The following is an 18,786-nucleotide window of genomic DNA, read 5'->3' on the forward strand; positions in this document are numbered from 1 at the left end:
AGGATTGATGTCATGTTGCGTTGGTTGACGGCCGGTGAGTCTCATGGCCCGGCACTCGTAGGCATCCTCGAGGGACTCCCGGCCGGCGTCGCCCTCACGAGCGAGGACATCCGCCAGGCCCTCGCGCGCCGGCGCCTGGGCTACGGCCGCGGCGCGCGCATGAAGTTCGAGGCCGACGAGGTCACGATCCTCGGCGGAGTGCGGCACGGCAAGACCCAGGGCGGCCCCGTGGCCATCCAGGTCGGCAACACGGAATGGCCCAAGTGGGAGCAGATCATGGCCTCCGACCCGGTCGACCCGGCTGAGCTCGAGGGCCAGGCCCGCAACGCACCGCTCACGCGGCCGCGCCCGGGCCACGCGGACTTCACGGGCATGCAGAAGTACGGCTTCGACGAGGCCCGCCCAGTCCTGGAGAGGGCCTCCGCCCGCGAGACCGCGGCCCGTGTGGCCCTCGGCACCGCCGCTGCCGCGTTCCTCGCCGAGCTCGGGATCGAGCTCGTGAGCCACACGACCCAGATCGCCGGCGTCGCCGTCCCGGAGGACGCCCCGCTCCCGCTGCCCGCCGATGTCGCCGCGCTCGACGCCGATCCGCTGCGCTGCTTCCATCCTGAGACCTCCGAGGCCATGGTGGCCGAGGTGGACGCCGCCCACAAGGAGGGCGAGACCCTGGGAGGAGTCGTCGAGGTCCTCGCCTACGGCCTTCCCCCGGGACTCGGCAGCTACGTGCACTGGGACCGCCGGCTCGACGCGCGGCTCGCGGGCGCCCTCATGGGCATCCAGGCGATCAAGGGAGTCGAGGTCGGCGACGGCTTCCGCACCGCCGCCCGCCGCGGATCGGCCGCCCACGACGAGATCGTGCGCGACGAGGCCGGCAAGATCATCCGGTCCACCAACCGGGCCGGCGGCATCGAGGGCGGCATGAGCATCGGCGACGTGCTGCGCGTCCGCGCCGCGATGAAGCCCATCGCCACCGTCCCGCGCGCCCTGCGCACGGTCGACGTGGCCACGGGCGAGGCTGCCAAGGCGCACCACCAGCGCTCGGACGTCTGCGCGGTGCCCGCCGCGGGCGTCGTCGCCGAGGCCATGGTCGCGCTCGTGCTCGCCCAGGCCGTCCTCGAGAAGTTCGGCGGCGACTCCGTGGGCGAGACCCGCCGCAACCTGGAGTCGTTCCTCGCGGCGATCCCGGCAGCGCTCGACTCGGTGGCCGGATGACCGCGGCCCACGGCCGGCTGGACCGTCCCATCGTGCTGTTCGGCCCGATGGCCTCGGGCAAGAGTTCGGTGGGCGCGGCCCTTGCCGAGCTCCTCGGCGCGCGCTTCCTCGACACGGACGCGCTCGTGGTCGCCCAGCACGGCCCCATTCCGGAGATCTTTGCAGCGCACGGCGAGGACGCCTTCCGGCAGGCCGAGGCGGACGTGATCGCGCAGGTCCTCGCGCAGAGGCATCCCGACGGACTCGTCCTCGCCCTCGGCGGAGGGTCTGTGCTGCGGCATGAGACCCGGGCACTGCTCAGCGACGTGCACCGCGTGTACCTGCGGGCGTCGTGGGACGACGTTGCCCCCAGGCTCGTCGGCAGCGCCGACAGGCCGCTCCTGCACGGCGACGCCGAGAACAGCTGGAAGGCCCTCATGGACCGCCGGCGCCCGGTCTTCGAGGCCCTCGCGACCCTGAGCGTGGACACGGGCCAGAACACAGCGGCCGAGGTTGCCGCCCAGATTGCAGGCACGATCGCGGCCCGGAGCCGCCGTGCCACCGAGGGAGTCATCGCATGAGCAGCGACGCTGCGGTCATCAAGGTCACGGGCAGCACGCCCACCGAGAACTACGACGTCGTCGTCGGGCACGGCCTGCTCGACCGCCTCGCTCCGGTACTCGGCGAGCGGGTGCGGCGCGTGCTCGTGATCCACCCCAGGGCGCTCCGGGCGACGGGCGACGCCGTCCGCGACTCCCTCGAGGCCGACGGGTTCACCGCCCTCACGGCCGAGATCCCCGACGCCGAAGAGGGAAAGCACATCCAGGTCGCGGCATTCTGCTGGCAGGTGCTGGGCCAGAACGACTTCACCCGCTCCGATGCCATCGTCTCGGTGGGCGGGGGAGCGGTCACCGACGTGGCGGGCTTCGTCGCGGCGACCTGGCTGCGCGGGGTCCGGGTAGTGCACCTGCCCACGAGCCTGCTCGCCATGGTCGACGCCGCAGTGGGCGGCAAGACCGGGATCAACACCGCTGAGGGCAAGAACCTCGTCGGCGTCTTCCACCCGCCCGCGGCCGTCCTGGCAGACCTCGACGCCCTCGCCACGCTGCCCCGCAACGAACTGCTCACCGGCATGGCCGAGGTGGTCAAGTGCGGCTTCATCGCGGACCCCGCGATCCTCGACCTCATCGAGGAGGACCCGGAGGCCGTCGCGGACCCGGCCTCGGACGTGGTGCGCGAGCTGATCGAGCGCTCCATCGCCGTCAAGGCCAAGGTCGTCTCGGCGGACCTGAAGGAGTCGGGCCTCAGGGAGATCCTCAACTACGGCCACACTCTGGGCCACGCGATCGAGCTCGCCGAGCGCTACTCGTGGCGGCACGGCGCCGCAGTGAGCGTGGGCATGATGTTCGCCGCCGAATTGGCGCGCAGCGTGGGACGGCTCGATGACGCCACGGCCGACCGCCACCGCAGCATCCTCACGTCGCTCGGACTGCCCACGACGTACCGCGGCGACCGCTGGCAGGCGCTCCTGGACGGCATGCGGCGGGACAAGAAGGCCCGTGGCGACCTCCTGCGGTTCGTGGTGCTGGACGACGTCGCCAAGCCCGGGATCCTCGAGGTCCCGGACGCATCGCTGCTGTTCGCCGCCTACCAGGAGATCGCGCAGGGAGCCGCAGAATGATCAGCGACCGCCGCGAATGGCCGGACGCCGGGTTCCCCGGCGTCGCGGTCAACCCGGAGACGTTGGACACAGAGGTTGTCGACGAGGAACGATGCGCCGACGCCCTCGCCGCCAGCAGTGATCCCCGCGACCATGCGCTCGTCGAGCTCGCCCGCGGGCACGTGAGCGCTGCGGCAGAGATCCTTGTGGAGGCCCGCTACGCCGATCCCGAGTCCTTCCGGCTCAAGGTGCTCGAACTCGACGTGCTGCGCGCCGGCAACCGCAACGACCGCGCCGTGGAGCGCGCCCAGCAGCTCCTGAGCGAGTCGAAGGGCACCCCCAACGAGGCGATGGTCCTGCAGTATCTCGGCAAGATCCAGTTCTCCCGCGGCAACTACGCTGCGGCCGAGAAAGCCTTCTCCCAGGCGCTCGACCTCCGGGTGGCGGCGTCGGCCGATGCGAGCCTCATCTACTCCTCGACCGTGGCCCTCGGACGGGCCCGGGAGCTGCGCAGCCGCGAGCAGTGACGGGCCACGGGGCGCGCTCTGGTTAGAATGGTCTGCGGATTTGACGAGACGAACGCAACGAGAGGCGCCACGTGGCAACCACCAACGACATCAAGAACGGCACCGTGCTGAACCTGGACGGCCAGCTGTGGAACGTCATCGAGTTCCAGCATGTGAAGCCGGGCAAGGGCGGTGCGTTCGTGCGCACCAAGCTGCGCAACGTGCTCTCGGGCAAGGTCGTCGACAAGACCTTCAACGCCGGCACCAAGATCGACACCGCCACGGTGGACCGCCGTGACTTCCAGTACCTGTACAAGGACGGCGCGGACTTCGTGTTCATGGACACGGACACGTACGACCAGATCACGGTCGCGGGCGAGACCGTCGGCAACGCCGCGAACTTCATGCTCGAGAACCAGACGGTGCTCATCGCGCTGCACGAGGGCAACCCGCTCTACGTCGAGCTCCCCCCGAGCGTGACCCTCGAGATCACGTACACCGAGCCGGGCCTGCAGGGCGACCGCTCGTCTGCCGGCACCAAGCCCGCCACCGTCGAGACCGGCTATGAGATCCAGGTGCCGCTCTTCCTCGAGACCGGGACCAAGGTCAAGGTCGACACCCGTGACGGCGGCTACCTGGGACGTGTCAACGACTAGTGAGCGCCCGTGGAAAGGCCCGTGCGCGGGCCCTCGACATCCTCTTCGAGGCGGAGCAGCGCGGTGTCCCGGCTTCGGTGGCCATCCAGGGGCGCCGGGACCGCACCGAGCAGGTGATCAACCCCTATACCGTCGAGATCGTCGACGGCGTGACGGCCCGGCAGTCCCAGATCGATGAGATCCTGCGGACCTACGCGCAGGGGTGGACCCTCGAGCGCATGCCCTCCGTCGACCGCATCATCCTCCGCATCGGCCTGTGGGAGCTCCTCTTCAACGACGACGTCCCCGACGCCGTCGCCGTGAGCGAGGCCGTGGCCCTGGCCCGCACCATGTCCACCGACGAGTCCCCGACGTTCGTCAACGGACTCCTCGGCCGGCTCCAGGAGCTCAAGCCGACGCTGCTGGCCTGAGGCCGGCTCCGCGCCAGGCGGCCGCCCCCGGCTCATCGCTGCGGGCGGCCGCCTGACTCACAGCTGCGGGTGACCGCCCGACACCCCGAGCAGCGCGTCGCGTTCGCGGCCGATCCGGTCCAGGAGTTCCTGCTGGGCCGCGGCGTAGCCGCGCACATCCCGTCCGCTGAGCACGCGCTGGCGCGTCGCCGCGAGGTCCGTCGCGGTGCGGATGAAGGCCCGCATCGCGGACCGCCGCCCGAGGCCCGTCGCCCACCTCAGGCCCGCGCTGCGGCCCCGCGGCGTCGCGAGCATCTCCACCTCGAGGGGGGAGAACCAGCCGGCCTGGGCGTACTCGACCAGGCGCGCATGCGTCAGCCGCGCCTCGGCCCTCCGCAGGAAGTACACCCCCACGGCGGCGGCGCCGAACAGCGGGATCTGCACTAGGACGTACAGGAGGAAGAAGTCCTCTCCGCCGCTGTTCCAGATGTTGTGCAGGAGCATCGCCGGCGTCAGGCCCACGAGGAACGCGCCGATCACGAGGCCCGGGCTCCAGCGCCGGGCCGCGAGCCCCATGATCAGCCCCAGCGTGCCCGTGAACATCGCGTGGGCGAACGGGGAGAGCACCCCGCGCATCGTGAAGATGACGGCGAGCGACGCCGCGGATCCCGAGGTCTCGCTGAAGAGCCGGCCGAAGTAGAGGATGTTCTCGGTGAAGGCGAACCCCGCGGCGATGGTCATGCCGTAGACGATCCCGTCCACCGGCCCGTCGACGTACTTGCGGGCCGCGAGCATGAGGATGAGCAGGCCCAGCCCCTTGGTGCCCTCCTCGACAATGGGCGCCTCCACTGTGGCCAGGAACCGCATGGTCTGCGCGGCGCCCGAGTGCGGCCCGAAGGCGTCGAGGAACAGTGGCTGGACCAGCGTGGTCGCCGCAACCGACATGACGGCACCCCAGACCAGGGCCAGGACGATCAGGCGCCTTGGCTCGGGCTCCCAGCGGTCCACGGCGAAGACCGCCAGCAGCACGATGGCGAGCGGGAACAGGGAGAGCACGAAGCCGACCAGCAGCCCGGAGCTGCCGGTGGCCCGCAGCAGGAAGGGCACCACCACGGCCAGCCCGGCGAGCAGAGCGGCCCCTCCGCCGACGAGCAGCGCGAGCGCTCCCGGCCGCAGACTCGGCCCGCGTGCGGGCGGCACGGGGAGGGGAGGCCACGCCGTGCCCCGCGCGCCGCCTGCCGCCGGTGCCGGGGCCGCGTCCGGGGCGGGTGCGGCGGAACGCGAGGGTGACTCCGCGGTCTGCCACGGACGGGGCGGCGGGACGTAGCTTCCGGGCTCGGGCTGCTGCCACTGCGGCGGCACGTTGCTCGTCATGGCCCAAGGCTAGCTCCGCGCCGGGGCATCTGCCCGCGGGCCGGGCGGGGCCACGTGACGGCGGGCACACGGGCGGCATGCGGCGGCGGGGCCTGTGATAGCTTGGATCGACAGTTTTCCTCATTTAATTCCGTCCTGTGAGGCGGGGAAAGGGGTCTGCTGTGGCACCTGCCTCTGCAGAAGAGCGCAGCGTGAGTGCCGGCCGGGTTGTCCTCTCAGGGGGCGACATCGACCGTGCGCTGACACGCATAGCGCACGAGATCCTCGAAGCCAACCGCGGCCCGGAGGGGATCGTCCTCCTCGGCATTCCGCGCCGGGGCTATCCGCTCGCCGTACGGCTCGCGGCGAAACTCGCTGCCGCCGACCCCGCGGTGGATCCGGCCGCAGTCGTCGGCCAGCTCGACATTACGATGTTCCGCGACGACCTCTCGCGGCAGCCCACCCGCCCGCCGGCCCGCACGATCCTGCCCGCCGGGGGCATCGACGACAAGGTGGTCGTGCTCGTCGACGACGTGCTGTTCTCCGGCCGCACGATCCGCGCCGCGCTCGATGCCCTCGTCGACCTCGGCCGGCCCCGCTCGGTGCGCCTCGCGGTCCTCGTCGACCGCGGCCACCGCGAGCTGCCGATCCGTGCCGACCACGTCGGCAAGAACCTCCCCACCTCCCGGGCCGAGAAGGTCCGCGTGCGCCTCGCCGAGGTCGACGCCGGATCCGGCTTCCCCGAGGACCTCGTGGCCATCGAGGGGCCCAAGGAGGCCACACAGTGAAGCACCTGCTCTCGACGAAGGACCTCTCGGCCCAGGACGCGATCCGCATCCTCGACACTGCGGAGGAGATGAGCGCGGTCAACTCCCGCGAGGTCAAGAAGCTGCCCGCACTGCGGGGACGCACGGTGGTGAACCTCTTCTTCGAGGACTCCACCCGCACGCGCATCTCGTTCGAGGCCGCCGCCAAGCGGCTTTCCGCGGACGTGATCAACTTCGCGGCGAAGGGCTCGTCCGTCTCGAAGGGGGAATCCCTCAAGGACACGGCCCAGACCCTCGAGGCCATCGGAGCGGACGCCGTCGTGCTCCGCCACTCCGCCTCCGGCGCTGCCCACCGGCTCGCGGTGACCGACTGGATCAGCGCCGCCGTCGTCAATGCGGGCGACGGGACCCACGAGCACCCGACCCAGGCGCTGCTTGACGCCTTCACGCTGCGGCGCCACCTGTGCCGCCTTGCGGGCACGTCCTCCGCGGGGGCCGACCTCGCGGGCGCGCGCGTCCTCATCGTCGGCGATATCCTCCACTCCCGCGTCGCCCGCTCGGACGTGTGGCTGCTGGCCACCCTCGGGGCGCACGTGACACTCGTCGCCCCGCCCACGCTCCTGCCGATCGGGGTCGACGGGTGGCCGTGCGAGGTGACCTACGACCTCGACGAGGCCATCGCCTCGGGCCCGGACGCCATCATGATGCTGCGCGTCCAGGTCGAGCGCATGAATGCCTCCTACTTCCCCTCCACCAGCGAGTACTCCCGCCGCTGGGGCCTCGGCGACGAGCGGTTCGCCCGCCTGACCGAACTGGGCCTGAAGGACACCGTCATCCTGCACCCCGGCCCGATGGTCCGCGGGCTCGAGATCTCCTCGGCCGCCGCGGATTCCGAACGGTCCCAGGTCCTCAAGCAGGTCGCGAACGGCGTCTCGGTGCGCATGGCCGTGCTCTACCTGCTGATGTCCGGCGGTTCCGCGGGGTACCCCGCGGCCGCTCCCGAGCTGAAGGAGACAGCCTCATGACGGCTTCGCCGCGCTACCTCGTCCGGGGCGCCTCCCTGTACGGCGAGACCCCCGCCGACCTCCTCGTCGCCGACGGCGTCATCGCCGGAATCGGGTCCGGGCTCGACGCCTCCGGCGCCACCGTGGTCGATGCCGACGGCCTCGTCGCGCTGCCCGGACTCGTGGACGTCCACACGCACCTGCGCGAGCCCGGCCGCGAGGACGCAGAGACGGTCGAGACGGGCTCGAAGGCGGCTGCCCTCGGCGGCTACACCGCCGTGCACGCGATGGCCAACTCCAATCCCGTTGCGGACACGGCGGGCGTGGTCGAGCAGGTGGCCCACCTCGGGCGCCGCGCCGGCTGGGCAGACGTGCGTCCCGTCGGGGCCGTGACCGTGGGCCTGAAGGGGGAGCGGCTCGCGGAGCTCGGCGCCATGGCCGAGTCCGCCGCGGCCGTGCGCATGTTCTCCGACGACGGCATGTGCGTCCACGACCCGGTCCTCATGCGGCGGGCCCTCGAGTACGTCAAGGCGTTCGACGGCGTCGTCGCCCAGCACGCCCAGGAACCGCGGCTGACGGCGGGCGCCCAGATGAACGAGGGCGCGGTCTCCTCGGTCCTCGGCCTCCCCGGCTGGCCTGCGGTCGCCGAGGAGAGCATCATCGCCCGCGACGTCCTCCTGGCCCAGCACGTGGGATCGCGCCTGCACGTGTGCCACGTCTCCACCGCGGGGTCGGTCGACATCATCCGCTGGGCCAAGGCCCGCGGGATCGACGTGACGGCCGAGGTCACCCCGCACCACCTGATGCTCACGGATGAACTCGTGCGCACCTACGACCCGGTGTACAAGGTGAATCCGCCGCTGCGGACGCACGACGACGTCGAGGCGCTCCGTGCGGCCCTGGCCGACGGCACCATCGACGTCGTCGGGACCGACCACGCCCCCCACCCGAGCGAGCACAAGGAGTGCGAGTGGGTGCAGGCGGCGATGGGGATGACCGGGCTCGAGACGGCGCTGTCCGTCGTGCAGCTGGCGATGGTCGAGACCGGCCTCATGGGCTGGCGCGACGTGGCCCGCGCGATGTCCGAGGCGCCCGCGAAGATCGGCCGGGACAGCGACCATGGGCGCCCGCTCGCCGAGGGCGAGCCCGGGCACCTGGTCCTCGTGGACCCGGCCGCGCGATGGACCGTGGACCCTGCTGCCCAGGCGACGAAGGGCCGCAACTCGCCGTTCGCCGGCCGCGAGCTGCCCGGGCGGGTCGTCGCGACCTTCTACGCCGGCCACCCGACGGTGCTCGACGGCGAGCTCAACGCCCCGCACCCGGCCTTCGCCGGCGCCCGCGCGGGGGAGCACTGATGGACCGCTTCGGGCCGGGACTGGCGATGCTCGCCCTCGCCGTGGTCCTCGCCGCGCTGATGTGGATCGGATGGCGCGGCCGGCTCAAGCGGCAGTCCGGCATCCCGGCGCCCCGTCGGGTCCCCGAGGCCGCCGGAGCCGAGCGCTACCGGTGCAGCGGCCAGTACGTCGTCACGACGACGGCGGGGGACTGGCTGGACCGGGTGGCCGTCCACGGCCTCGGCGTGCGGACGGATGCGGATGCGGTGGTCCTGGAGGAGGGTGTGGCCTTCGACCGTTCAGGGGCCGGCGCCTTCTTCATCCCCCGCGAGGACCTGCAGGACGTGGGCCTCGCCTCGGGCATGGCCGGGAAGTTCGTCGAGAAGGACGGCCTCGTCGTCGTCGGCTGGCTCCTCGGGGAGACCGCCGTCGAGACGGGGTTCCGCCCCCGCTACGCCGAAGAGAAGAAAGCCCTCGTGGCAGCAATCGAGAATGTGATGGGTTCCGCGGCCGGACGCGCCGCGGGTCAGGGAAAGAGTGAGCAGTGACTGAGAACGCCACCAGCGTGCCAGAAGCAGGGACAGCGGCAGCCGCAGGCGCCCCGGCGCAGGGCACCAGGACGCGGCAGCCCGCCGTCCTCGTGCTCGAAGACGGGACGACGTTCCGCGGCCACAGCTACGGCACCGTGGGGACATCCCTCGGCGAGGCCGTCTTCGCGACGGGCATGACCGGGTACCAGGAGACGATCACCGATCCGTCCTACGCCCGGCAGATCGTCGTCCAGACCGCACCCCACATCGGCAACACCGGAGTGAACAGCGAAGACGCCGAGTCCCGCCGCATCTGGGTGGCCGGCTACGTGGTCCGCGACCCTGCGCGCCGCCCGTCCAACTGGCGCAGCGAGCGCAGCCTGGACGAGGAGCTCGAGGCCCAGGGGATCGTGGGCATCCAGGGCGTCGACACCCGCGCGGTCACGCGCCACCTGCGCGAGCACAAGACGATGCGCGCCGCCATCTTCTCGGGCGACGCCGCCCGCCGCCCCGAGCGGGAGCTCCTCGAGGCTGTGCGCGCGAGCGCGCCCATGGAGGGCTCCCGCCTGGCCGAAGAGGTCAGCGTCGACGCCGCGTACACGGTCGAGCCCGCCGACCACGGCTGGGAGGGCGAGCCCCGCTTCACGATCGCGGCCATCGACCTCGGCATCAAGGCCATGACCCCCCACCGCTTCGCCGAGCGCGGGGTCCGGGTCCACGTGCTCCCCGCCACCGCGACCATCGAGGACGTGCGGGCGGTCAATCCCGACGGCTTCTTCATGTCGAACGGCCCCGGCGACCCGGCCACCGCCGACGCCCAGGTGCGCCTGCTGCGCTCGGTGCTCGATGAGAAGCTGCCCTACTTCGGCATCTGCTTCGGCAACCAGATCCTCGGCCGGGCCCTCGGCTTCGGGACCTACAAGCTGCGCTACGGCCACCGCGGGATCAACCAGCCGGTCATCGACCGCCGCACGGGCAAGGTCGAGATCACGAGCCAGAACCACGGCTTCGCCGTCGACGCCCCGCTCGAGGGCGCGACCACCGCTCCGGAGGAGCGCTACGGCCGCGTCGAGGTCTCCCACGTCAGCCTCAACGACCAGGTCGTCGAGGGACTCGCGTGCCTCGACATCCCGGCATTCTCCGTCCAGTACCACCCCGAGGCCGCGGCCGGCCCGCACGATGCCGCGTACCTGTTCGACCGCTTCATCGCGCTGATGGAGTCGGCGTCCACGAGCACCACGACCACCGAGACCGAGGAAGCGAAGTAATGCCCAAGCGCACAGACCTGAAGAGCGTCCTGGTCATCGGCTCCGGGCCGATCGTGATCGGCCAGGCGGCCGAGTTCGACTACTCCGGCACGCAGGCCATCCGGGTGCTCAAGGAGGAGGGCCTGCGGGTCATCCTCGTCAACTCCAACCCGGCCACGATCATGACCGACCCGGAGCTCGCCGACGCGACCTACGTCGAGCCGATCACCCCGGACGTCGTCGAGAAGATCATTGCCAAGGAGCGCCCCGACGCGGTCCTTCCGACTCTGGGCGGCCAGACGGCGCTCAACACCGCCATCGCGCTCGACAAGAACGGCGTGCTCGAGAAGTACGGCGTCGAGCTCATCGGCGCGAACATCGCCGCGATCGAGCTCGGCGAGGACCGGGAGAAGTTCAAGGGCGTCGTCGAGCGCTGCGGCGCGGAGAGCGCCCGCAGCCACATCGTCCACACCATGGACGAGGCGCTCACTGCAGTCGAGGACCTCGGCTACCCCGTCGTGGTCCGCCCCTCCTTCACGATGGGCGGCCTCGGCTCGGGCATGGCGTACAACGAGGAGGACCTGCACCGCATCGCCGGAGCGGGCCTGCAGTACAGCCCGACCACCGAGGTGCTCCTCGAGGAGAGCATCCTCGGCTGGAAGGAGTACGAGCTCGAGATGATGCGCGACAAGAACGACAACGTCGTGGTCGTGTGCTCGATCGAGAACTTCGACCCGGTCGGCGTCCACACGGGCGACTCCATCACCGTCGCCCCGGCACTGACGCTCACCGACCGCGAGTACCAGAAGCTGCGCGACGTCGCGATCGCGGTCATCCGCGAGGTCGGCGTGGACACGGGCGGCTGCAACATCCAGTTCGCCGTCGACCCGGCCACGGGCCGCGTCGTCGTGATCGAGATGAACCCGCGCGTCTCACGCTCCTCGGCCCTGGCCTCCAAGGCCACCGGCTTCGCGATCGCGAAGATCGCCACGAAGCTCTCCCTCGGGTACACGCTCGACGAGATCCCGAACGACATCACGCAGAAGACGCCGGCGAGCTTCGAGCCGACGCTCGACTACGTCGTCGTGAAGGTGCCGCGGTTCGCCTTCGAGAAGTTCCCCGCCGCGGACCCGACCCTCACGACCACGATGAAGAGCGTGGGCGAGGCAATGGCCCTCGGCCGCAACTTCACCGAGGCCCTGCAGAAGGCGCTCCGCTCCCTCGAGCAGAAGGGCGCCCAGCTCGACTTCTCCCCGGTTCCGGACTACGAGGTCGCCGACCTCGTCGAGCAGGCCAAGCGCCCGACGACGCAGCGCCTCGCCCAGGTCCAGCGCGCCCTCCTCGGCGGCGCGAGCGTCGAGGAGCTGTTCGAGGCGACGAAGATCGACCCCTGGTTCCTCGACCAGCTCGCCCTCCTGAACGAGGTCGCGGCGGAGATCAAGGCGGCCCCGGCGCTCACCGAGGACGTGCTCCGCCTGGCCAAGCGCCACGGCTTCTCGGACGAGCAGATCGCGGCGCTGACCCACTCCTCCGAGGCAGTGGTCCGCGGCGTCCGCCAGGCGCTCGGCATCCGCCCGGTCTACAAGACCGTGGACACGTGCGCGGCGGAGTTCGCCGCCTACACCCCGTACCACTACTCGTCCTACGACGAGGAGGACGAGGTCGAGCTGCACAAGAAGCCCTCGGTCATCATCCTCGGCTCGGGCCCCAACCGCATCGGCCAGGGCATCGAGTTCGACTACTCGTGCGTCCACGCCACGATGGCGCTGCGCAAGGCCGGCTACGAGACCGTCATGGTCAACTGCAACCCGGAGACGGTCTCGACCGACTACGACATCTCCACGCGCCTGTACTTCGAGCCACTCACGCTCGAGGACGTGCTCGAGGTCATCGCCGCGGAGGAGCGCACGGGCGGCGTCATCGGCGTGTTCGTCCAGCTCGGCGGCCAGACGCCGCTGAAGCTGGCCCAGCAGCTCGCCGACGCGGGCGTGCCGATCCTCGGCACCTCGCCTGAGGCCATCGACCTCGCCGAGCACCGCGGCGCGTTCGCCCAGGTGCTCGACGACGCCGGCCTCGTCGCGCCGAAGAACGGCACCGCCGTCTCCTTCGAGGAGGCCCGGCGCATCGCGGACGAGATCGGGTACCCCGTCCTCGTGCGGCCCTCGTACGTCCTCGGCGGCCGCGGCATGGAGATCGTCTACGACGAGCCCAACCTGCGCCGCTACATCGACAACGCGACCGAGATCACCCCGGACCACCCGGTCCTGATCGACCGCTTCCTCGAGGACGCGATCGAGATCGACGTCGACGCCCTCTATGACGGCACCGACCTGTACCTGGGCGGCATCATGGAGCACATCGAGGAGGCCGGCATCCACTCCGGCGACTCCGCGTGCGTGCTGCCGCCGGTCACCCTCGGCACCGACGTGGCCGAGCGCGTCCGGGCCGCCACCGAGGCGATCGCCGCGGGCGTGGGCGTCCGCGGGCTCATCAACATCCAGTTCGCCCTCGCCGCGGACGTGCTCTACGTGCTCGAGGCCAACCCGCGCGCCTCGCGGACCGTCCCGTTCGTCTCGAAGGCCACCGGGGTCCAACTCGCCAAGGCCGCCGCGCTCATCGGCACGGGCGTGACCATCAAGCAGCTGCGCAGCGCCTACCGCATGCTGCCCGAGACCGGCGACGGCGCGGTGCTGCCCGAGAGCGCACCCGTGGCCGTGAAGGAGGCCGTGCTCCCGTTCAGCCGCTTCCGCACGCCGGAGGGCACCGTGGTGGACAGCCTGCTCGGCCCGGAGATGCGCTCGACCGGCGAGGTCATGGGCATCGACAAGCACTTCGACACGGCGTTCGCCAAGAGCCAGGCCGCGGCGAACAGCTCGCTGCCGACCTCGGGCCGGGTGTTCGTCTCGGTGGCGAACCGGGACAAGCGCTCGATCATCATGGCGGTGAAGAAGCTCTCCGACCTCGGCTTCGAGATCCTCTCCACGGGCGGCACCGCCGCCGTGCTCAACCGCAACGGCATCAGCGCCACCGTGGTCCGCAAGGTCAGCGACGGCGGCGAGGGCACGATCGTGGACCTGATCAACGACGGGAAGGTCGACATGGTCTTCAACACGCCCTCGGGCGGCGCCGCGCGCGGCGACGGCTACGAGATCCGCGCCGCGGCCACCTCGGTCGGCAAGCCCTGCATCACGACGGTCGCCGAGTTCAACTTCGCCGTCCTCGCGATCGAGGCCATGCGCAGCTTCGAGTGGGACGTCACGAGCCTGCAGGAGCACGCCGCCTCGGTGCGCGGCGGTTCGGCCGCACCCGCGGAGGACGCCGCGGAGCCTGCCCGTGCCTGAGCCCACCGCCCGCCCAGCGGGCCGCGCGCCCTTCGGCGAGCGGCTCGCCGGGGCGGTGGCCGCCCGTGGCCCGCTCTGCGTCGGCGTCGACCCGCACCCGTCGCTGCTGGCCGCGTGGGGGCTGACGGACGACGCCGACGGCCTCCGCCGCTTCTCGGCCGCGGTCCTCGAGGGGGTCGCCGAGGTCGCGGCGGCGCTCAAGCCGCAGGTCGCTCTCTACGAGCGCCACGGCTCGGCCGGCATCGCGGCGCTCGAGGAGCTCCTCGCGGCCTCGGCCGACGCCGGGCTGCTCACGATCGCCGACGCGAAGCGCGGGGACATCGGCTCCACCATGGCGGCCTACGCGCAGGCCTGGCTGGGGGAGGGGTCCCCGCTCGCGGCGGACGCCGTCACCCTGAGCCCGTACCTCGGCTTCGAGTCGCTGCGGCCCGCGCTCGAGACCGCCGCGGAGACGGGCCGCGGCGTGTTCGTGCTCGCCCTGACCTCCAATCCGGAGGGCGCCTCGGTCCAGCACGTGGGCGGGGACTCCTCCGTGGCCCGGCGGATCGTCGACGCAGCGGCCGCGGAGAACGGCCGGTACGCGGGCGCAGAGCGCGGCCTGGGCTCCGTGGGCCTCGTCGTGGGGGCCACCGTGGGGGACGCGATCGGCCGCCTCGGCCTCGACCTCGCCGCGATGGGCGGGCCGATCCTCGCCCCGGGCCTCGGCGCCCAGGGGGCCACGCCCGCGGTCCTGCGGGAGACGTTCGGGCAGGCCTACCCCCGGGTGCTGGGCACGTCCAGCAGGGACATCCTCGCCGGGGGCCCCGAGCCCCAGGGCGTGCGGGCGCGTGCCGAGCGGACCCTCGAGGGCTTGCGGGGCTGACTCGCGCCGGTCTACGTTCTAGGGGAGTCCGCGCGCCGCAGTGGCCGCGGGCTCCCGAGCGATCCGGGCGAGCACGGAGGCGGCGCAGTGGCCTTGGAACCCCTGACACCCGAGGAGAGGCGCGCGGCGCTCGGGAAGGCGGTCGAGGCGCGCGGGATCCGCTCCCGGGCCAAGGCCGCCCTCCACTCCGGGGAGCTGACCGTCGGGGAGCTCCTCGCCCAGGCGGACCACGACGAGGCGCTCGCGCGGCTGAAGGTCACCGAGATGCTCGAGTGCCTCCGCGGCATCGGGCCCGTGCGCGCCCGGGCGATCCTCGCCGCACTCGGCATCGCGCCGAGCCGCCGCCTCAGGGGCCTCGGCGTCCACCAGCGGCGTGCGCTGGTAGATTTTCTGGCAGGCTGAACATGCCCGGGGCATCCCGGGCTCTGACGAAGGGACAGCGTGGAGCACGCACAGGACCAGACGGCCGCATCCGAGGCCGGGCACGGCGGGCTGACCGTCCTCGCGGGGCCCACGGCCGTGGGCAAGGGCACAGTCTCGACGTACATCCGGGACACCTATCCGGAGGTGTGGCTCTCCGTCTCGGCCACGACCCGGGATCCGCGCGAGGGCGAGGTCGACGGCGTCCACTACTACTTCGTGGGCCCCACCGAGTTCGAGCGGCTCGTCGCCGAGGACGCGTTCCTCGAGTGGGCCGTGGTCCACGGGCAGAACCGCTACGGCACGCTGCGCCGCACCGTCGACGAGGCGATCGCCGCCGGGAAGCACGTCCTGCTCGAGATCGACCTCCAGGGCGCGCGCCAGGTCAAGGCCGCCATGCCGGACGCACAGTTCGTGTTCCTGGCCCCTCCGAGCTGGGACGAAATGGTGCGCCGCCTCCGCGGGCGCGGCACCGAAACGGCCGAGGAACAGCAGCGCCGCCTCGAAACGGCTAAAATAGAGCTCGCTGCCGAGCCCGAGTTCGACGTCACCGTCGTCAACGACGACGTGAAGCGCGCGGCAGACGAGCTTGTGTCACTCATGGGACTGACGCCGCACGCCCGGCCCGCGTCGCGCTAGCGCGCCGGCCATCCGCTACGAAAGAGCATTGGAGACCCACTTTGTCCTCGACCCCCGAAGGCATCATCAACCCGCCGATCGACGACCTCCTGACGAAGTCCGACTCCAAGTACGGCCTCGTCATCTTCGGTGCGAAGCGTGCCCGGCAGATCAATGCCTACTACGCCCAGCTGCACGAGGGCCTCTTCGAGTACGTCGGTCCGCTCGTGGACACCCGTCTGAATGAGAAGCCGCTGTCGATCGCCCTGCGCGAGATCAACGAGGGGCTCCTCGTCGCGACCCCCGCCGCCGAGGAAGAGCCGGCCACGGAGTCCGAGGACCAGTAGGACCAGGGACCAGAAGGAGGTCGGCCGCGTGCGCGTGGTCCTAGGCGTGGGCGGCGGGATCGCCGCCTACAAGGCGGCCCTGCTGCTGCGGCTGTTCACCGAGGCCGGCCACAGCGTCACCGCCGTGCCCACCGAGGCGGCGCTGAGCTTCGTCGGCAAGGCCACCTGGGAGGCCCTCTCGGGCAAGCCCGTGCGCACAGACGTGTTCGAGGCCGTGGAGACGGTCAACCACGTCCGCCTCGGCCATGAGGCCGACCTCGTGGTGGTGGCGCCCGCGACCGCGGACCTGCTCGCGCGAGCCGCGGGCGGGCACGCCGACGACCTCCTGACCAACACCCTCCTCATGGCGCACTGCCCGGTGCTGCTCGCGCCCGCCATGCACACCGAGATGTGGCGGCACCCCGCGACACAGGCCAACGTGGCGCTCCTGCGCGAGCGGGGGGTGCACGTCCTCGACCCCGCCGTCGGGCGGCTGACGGGGGCGGACTCCGGCCCGGGCCGGCTCCCGGAGCCGGAGGAGATCTTCAGCGCGGCCCTCGCCCTCGTGGGCGGGCCCTCGGCGGACGACGCCGGCCACCTCCCGGGCGGCCCCGGCACCGGCCGCCCCTCCGACTCCCTCGCCGGCCGGCGCGTCGTCGTCTCCGCGGGCGGCACCCGCGAGCCCCTCGACCCCGTGCGCTTCCTCGGGAACCGGTCCTCCGGCAAGCAGGGCGCGGCCCTCGCGCGCGCGGCCCTCGCGGCGGGCGCCGACGTCACGCTGGTCGCCGCCCACATGGACGTCCCGCCGCCCGAGGGCGCGCGGGTCGTCAGCGTCGGCTCGGCCCTCGAACTGCGCGAGGCGATGCTCGCCGAGGCGCCCGGCGCCGACGTCCTCGTCATGGCCGCCGCGGTGGCCGACTTCCGGCCCTCCGAGCAGCAGGCCAGCAAGATCAAGAAGCGCGACGACGCCGCCGATCCCATCATCACCCTCGTCCGCAACCCGGACGTCCTCGTGGAGCTCGTGCAGCGGCGGAACGCGGCGCAGCCCGGCCAGCTGATCGTGGGCTTCGCCGCGGAGACCGGCGACGACGCCTCGAGCGCCTTCGACTACGGCATGGCCAAGCTCGCCCGCAAGGGCTGCGAGCTGCTGGTCCTCAACGAGGTCGGCGCGGACGCGGCCGGGTCGGAGCGCGTCTTCGGCCAGGACAGCAACGCGGTGCTCATCCTCGCCCGCGACGGCGGCGAGCCCGAGCACGCGGCGGGCAGCAAGGACGAGGTGGCGGCCGCCGTCGTGCGCCGGATCACCCGCGAGCTCGCCGCCCGCGCGACCCAGTAGCGCGGCGCGACCCAGTAGAGTGGACCAGTGACCCACGCTCCCGATTCCGGCACCACTGCCCTGCGCCTCTTCACGTCCGAATCCGTGACCGAGGGGCACCCCGACAAGATCTGCGACCAGATCAGCGACTCGATCCTCGACGCGCTGCTCGCCGCCGACCCGGAGTCGAAGGTCGCGGTCGAGACGATGGCGACGACGGGCCTGGTCCACGTCGCGGGCGAGGTCACCACCGACGCGTACGTCGAGATCCCCCAGATCGTGCGCAACACGATCCTCGGCATCGGCTACGACTCCTCGGCCAACGGCTTCGACGGGGCCCGCTGCGGCGTGTCGGTCTCGATCGGCCAGCAGTCCTCGGACATCTTCGACGGCGTGTTTAACTCCCTCGAGGCGCGCGAGGGCACGATGGAGGACGAGTACGACCTCCAGGGCGCCGGCGACCAGGGCATCATGTTCGGCTACGCGTCCGACGAGACGGCCACCTACATGCCCACCCCGATCTGGCTCGCCCACCGGCTCTCCGAGCGCCTCACCGAGGTCCGCAAGAGCGGCGAGCTCGCGTACCTCCGCCCTGACGGCAAGACGCAGGCGACCGTGGGGTACGACGGCGACCGCCCCGTGAGCGTCGAGACCATCGTCATCTCGAGCCAGCACGCCGAGGGCACCGACCTCGCGACCCTGCGCGCGGACCTCGCCGACCACGTCGTCAAGCCCGTGCTGGCCATGGCCGAGCTCGAATCTGACCATGTGCGCAGCATCCTCAACCCCGCCGGCGCCTTCATCATCGGCGGCCCCGTCGGAGACGCCGGCCTGACCGGCCGCAAGATCATCGTCGACACCTACGGCGGGTTCGCCCGCCACGGCGGCGGCGCCTTCTCCGGCAAGGACCCGTCGAAGGTGGACCGCTCCGCCGCCTACGCCATGCGCTGGGTCGCGAAGAACGTCGTGGCCGCCGGCCTCGCACGCCGCGCCGAGATCCAGGTCGCCTACGCGATCGGACAGGCCCGCCCCGTGGGCATCTACGTCGAGACGTTCGGCACCGAGAGCGTGGACCCGCTGCGCATCGGCGCGGCCGTCAGCGAGGTCTTCGACCTGCGGCCCCGGGCGATCATCGAGGCCCTCGACCTCAAGCGCCCGATCTACGCCAAGACCGCCGCGCACGGGCACTTCGGCCGCGAGGAGCCGGACTTCACGTGGGAGCGGCTCGACCGCGTCCAGGACCTGAAGGACTTCTTCGGGGCGTGAG

General features: G+C 71.8%; 19 protein-coding genes. 18 read left to right on the top strand and 1 reads right to left on the bottom strand.

Annotation, left to right across the window (positions count from 1 at the left end; all coding sequences use genetic code 11):
- The first annotated feature begins 12 nt into the window (after positions 1 to 12).
- From aroC to nusB, 6 genes are all read left to right on the top strand, one after another.
- Positions 13 to 1,212, top strand: coding sequence for a chorismate synthase (aroC, locus tag J2W21_RS07270; protein ID WP_307113817.1), 1,200 nt, complete (start codon positions 13 to 15; stop codon positions 1,210 to 1,212).
- Entirely contained in the window at positions 1,209 to 1,772 is a 564-nt protein-coding gene (locus J2W21_RS07275; RefSeq protein ID WP_307113818.1) for a shikimate kinase, read from the top strand. Before aroC ends, J2W21_RS07275 begins: the two co-directional genes overlap by 4 nt.
- The gene (aroB, locus tag J2W21_RS07280) at positions 1,769 to 2,872 is read left to right on the top strand and encodes a 3-dehydroquinate synthase (RefSeq protein ID WP_307113819.1); all 1,104 of its coding nucleotides are present in this window, start codon (positions 1,769 to 1,771) and stop codon (positions 2,870 to 2,872) included. The genes J2W21_RS07275 and aroB overlap by 4 nt, the downstream gene beginning before the upstream one ends.
- Positions 2,869 to 3,378 (top strand): tetratricopeptide repeat protein, encoded by a 510-nt coding sequence (locus tag J2W21_RS07285; RefSeq protein WP_307113820.1) that lies wholly within the window; start codon positions 2,869 to 2,871, stop codon positions 3,376 to 3,378. The genes aroB and J2W21_RS07285 overlap by 4 nt, the downstream gene beginning before the upstream one ends.
- A 71-nt stretch (positions 3,379 to 3,449) precedes the next feature.
- Positions 3,450 to 4,013, top strand: a complete 564-nt coding sequence (efp, locus tag J2W21_RS07290) for an elongation factor P (RefSeq protein ID WP_307113821.1) — start codon at positions 3,450 to 3,452, stop codon at positions 4,011 to 4,013.
- Positions 4,013 to 4,423, top strand: coding sequence for a transcription antitermination factor NusB (gene nusB, locus J2W21_RS07295; RefSeq protein ID WP_307113822.1), 411 nt, complete (start codon positions 4,013 to 4,015; stop codon positions 4,421 to 4,423). Before efp ends, nusB begins: the two co-directional genes overlap by 1 nt.
- A gap of 57 nt (positions 4,424 to 4,480) precedes the next feature.
- Here nusB and J2W21_RS07300 read toward each other — a convergent pair whose 3' ends face one another.
- Entirely contained in the window at positions 4,481 to 5,776 is a 1,296-nt protein-coding gene (locus J2W21_RS07300) for a PrsW family intramembrane metalloprotease (protein ID WP_307113823.1), read from the bottom strand.
- Between the two features lie 161 nt (positions 5,777 to 5,937).
- Between J2W21_RS07300 and pyrR the strand changes: the two genes are divergently transcribed.
- The 12 genes from pyrR (at position 5,938) to metK (ending at position 18,785) form a co-directional block, all read left to right on the top strand.
- Positions 5,938 to 6,543 carry a bifunctional pyr operon transcriptional regulator/uracil phosphoribosyltransferase PyrR gene (pyrR, locus tag J2W21_RS07305; RefSeq protein ID WP_307113824.1) on the top strand — a complete coding sequence of 202 codons (606 nt, stop codon included), beginning with the start codon at positions 5,938 to 5,940 and terminating at the stop codon, positions 6,541 to 6,543.
- Positions 6,540 to 7,547: an aspartate carbamoyltransferase catalytic subunit gene (locus tag J2W21_RS07310; RefSeq protein WP_307113825.1), complete on the top strand. Its 1,008-nt coding sequence runs from the start codon at positions 6,540 to 6,542 to the stop codon at positions 7,545 to 7,547. Before pyrR ends, J2W21_RS07310 begins: the two co-directional genes overlap by 4 nt.
- Positions 7,544 to 8,881 carry a dihydroorotase gene (locus tag J2W21_RS07315; RefSeq protein WP_307113826.1) on the top strand — a complete coding sequence of 446 codons (1,338 nt, stop codon included), beginning with the start codon at positions 7,544 to 7,546 and terminating at the stop codon, positions 8,879 to 8,881. Before J2W21_RS07310 ends, J2W21_RS07315 begins: the two co-directional genes overlap by 4 nt.
- The gene (locus J2W21_RS07320) at positions 8,881 to 9,408 is read left to right on the top strand and encodes a PH-like domain-containing protein (protein ID WP_307113827.1); all 528 of its coding nucleotides are present in this window, start codon (positions 8,881 to 8,883) and stop codon (positions 9,406 to 9,408) included. Before J2W21_RS07315 ends, J2W21_RS07320 begins: the two co-directional genes overlap by 1 nt.
- Positions 9,409 to 9,500: 92 nt before the next feature.
- Entirely contained in the window at positions 9,501 to 10,658 is a 1,158-nt protein-coding gene (gene carA, locus J2W21_RS07325) for a glutamine-hydrolyzing carbamoyl-phosphate synthase small subunit (RefSeq protein ID WP_307113981.1), read from the top strand.
- A complete protein-coding gene (carB, locus tag J2W21_RS07330) occupies positions 10,658 to 13,978 on the top strand; it encodes a carbamoyl-phosphate synthase large subunit (protein ID WP_307113828.1) in 3,321 nt (1,106 codons plus the stop codon). Before carA ends, carB begins: the two co-directional genes overlap by 1 nt.
- Entirely contained in the window at positions 13,971 to 14,840 is an 870-nt protein-coding gene (gene pyrF, locus J2W21_RS07335) for an orotidine-5'-phosphate decarboxylase (protein ID WP_307113829.1), read from the top strand. The genes carB and pyrF overlap by 8 nt, the downstream gene beginning before the upstream one ends.
- Before the next feature lie 87 nt (positions 14,841 to 14,927).
- Positions 14,928 to 15,242 (top strand): integration host factor, actinobacterial type, encoded by a 315-nt coding sequence (gene mihF, locus J2W21_RS07340; RefSeq protein WP_307113830.1) that lies wholly within the window; start codon positions 14,928 to 14,930, stop codon positions 15,240 to 15,242.
- A gap of 39 nt (positions 15,243 to 15,281) precedes the next feature.
- On the top strand, positions 15,282 to 15,899 hold the full coding sequence (gene gmk, locus J2W21_RS07345) for a guanylate kinase (RefSeq protein WP_307113831.1): 618 nt from the start codon (positions 15,282 to 15,284) through the stop codon (positions 15,897 to 15,899).
- A 41-nt stretch (positions 15,900 to 15,940) separates the two neighbouring features.
- Positions 15,941 to 16,225, top strand: a complete 285-nt coding sequence (rpoZ, locus tag J2W21_RS07350) for a DNA-directed RNA polymerase subunit omega (RefSeq protein WP_307113832.1) — start codon at positions 15,941 to 15,943, stop codon at positions 16,223 to 16,225.
- A 28-nt stretch (positions 16,226 to 16,253) separates the two neighbouring features.
- On the top strand, positions 16,254 to 17,540 hold the full coding sequence (coaBC, locus tag J2W21_RS07355; protein ID WP_307113833.1) for a bifunctional phosphopantothenoylcysteine decarboxylase/phosphopantothenate--cysteine ligase CoaBC: 1,287 nt from the start codon (positions 16,254 to 16,256) through the stop codon (positions 17,538 to 17,540).
- 27 nt (positions 17,541 to 17,567) lie between these two features.
- Positions 17,568 to 18,785, top strand: coding sequence for a methionine adenosyltransferase (gene metK, locus J2W21_RS07360; RefSeq protein ID WP_307113834.1), 1,218 nt, complete (start codon positions 17,568 to 17,570; stop codon positions 18,783 to 18,785).
- The last annotated feature ends 1 nt before the right edge of the window (position 18,786 follow it).

The organism is Sinomonas atrocyanea (assembly GCF_030811715.1).
In the GTDB taxonomy this organism is placed as follows: Bacteria; Actinomycetota; Actinomycetes; order Actinomycetales; family Micrococcaceae; genus Sinomonas; species Sinomonas atrocyanea_A.

What these genes read in the sequence shown, in the direction of transcription:
- aroC (WP_307113817.1), top strand. Translation starts at nt 13, where the DNA reads ATGTTGCGTTGGTTGACGGCCGGTGAGTCTCATGGCCCGGCACTCGTA.
- J2W21_RS07275 (WP_307113818.1), top strand. Translation starts at nt 1,209, where the DNA reads ATGACCGCGGCCCACGGCCGGCTGGACCGTCCCATCGTGCTGTTCGGC.
- aroB (WP_307113819.1), top strand. Translation starts at nt 1,769, where the DNA reads ATGAGCAGCGACGCTGCGGTCATCAAGGTCACGGGCAGCACGCCCACC.
- J2W21_RS07285 (WP_307113820.1), top strand. Translation starts at nt 2,869, where the DNA reads ATGATCAGCGACCGCCGCGAATGGCCGGACGCCGGGTTCCCCGGCGTC.
- J2W21_RS07300 (WP_307113823.1), bottom strand. Translation starts at nt 5,776, where the DNA reads ATGACGAGCAACGTGCCGCCGCAGTGGCAGCAGCCCGAGCCCGGAAGC.
- J2W21_RS07315 (WP_307113826.1), top strand. Translation starts at nt 7,544, where the DNA reads ATGACGGCTTCGCCGCGCTACCTCGTCCGGGGCGCCTCCCTGTACGGC.
- J2W21_RS07320 (WP_307113827.1), top strand. Translation starts at nt 8,881, where the DNA reads ATGGACCGCTTCGGGCCGGGACTGGCGATGCTCGCCCTCGCCGTGGTC.
- carB (WP_307113828.1), top strand. Translation starts at nt 10,658, where the DNA reads ATGCCCAAGCGCACAGACCTGAAGAGCGTCCTGGTCATCGGCTCCGGG.